The organism is Natrinema soli, from assembly GCF_028618695.1.
In genome coordinates this window covers 1-839 of the sequence record NZ_JAQIVI010000103.1, presented here as the reverse complement: position 1 = coordinate 839, position 839 = coordinate 1, and the positions used below count along the sequence as shown (strand labels likewise).

The 839-nt window shown below is 70.0% G+C and carries 1 protein-coding gene; it reads left to right on the top strand.

All coding sequences use genetic code 11. The features are described 5' to 3' along the window. Window positions 1-185: 185 nt before the first annotated feature. The coding region (locus PGX04_RS07335) for a DUF8167 domain-containing protein (RefSeq protein WP_465263798.1) at window positions 186-839 on the top strand (654 nt) is incomplete at its 3' end.

Genomic DNA, 839 nt, shown 5'->3' with positions numbered 1-839 from the left:
CGGCTGGGTCTTCGGCCCCGGCATCGAACGGCGACTCGAGGCCGGCGACGAGGCGTTCGTCGCGGGACCGGACGACGCGACCGAGGCGTTCGTGGAGGCGATCGCCCGATGATTCGGCGTCCCGTCGGCCCGACCGACTGCTCTTTCGCGACCGACGGCGGTAGCCAGAACGGCGGTGACCGGTCGTGATAGATCCCGTCGTCGCCCAGCTGGTCCCCACCGAGACGCTCGTGGAAGCGCTCGTTGGAATCCTCGGCTTCACCCTGCTCGCGGCCGGAGCGGGAGCCGGCGTGGCGTTCACCTACCGCTGGTACAGCGCCGACGAGATTCCCGAGGGCGTCGCGGTCCTCGTCGGCGTCGCGCTCGTCGCGCTCTGGCTCAACACCCAGACCGCGCTGTCCCAGGCGATCATCGGTAATACGGGTCTGCTCGAGCCCGGAACAGCGATCTACACCGTCGCCGCGTTCGTCGCCAGCGCGATCGCCGCCGACGCCGGGCGACGGCTGGGCGATTACCTCGCACGGGACGTGTTCATGGTCGCCACCCCGCGGACGATCACCGAGGTCACGCAGCTCGTCCGCTCGGCCGGCCGCGTGATCACCGTCGACCTCCCCAACGAGATCGAGGACATCGACGGCTACGACCCTATCGAGGAGACGACCAAGGACGAACTCGCGGGACAGACGCTCCTCTTTCCGCGCCGCCTCACCGTCGACCAGCTTCGCGAGCGGCTGATCGCCCGCCTCGAGCGCGACTTCGGGATCGGCCACGTCGACGTCGACCTCGAGCCCGACGGGTCGGTCGGCTACCTCGCCGTCGGAAGTCGGCCGGCAGGGATC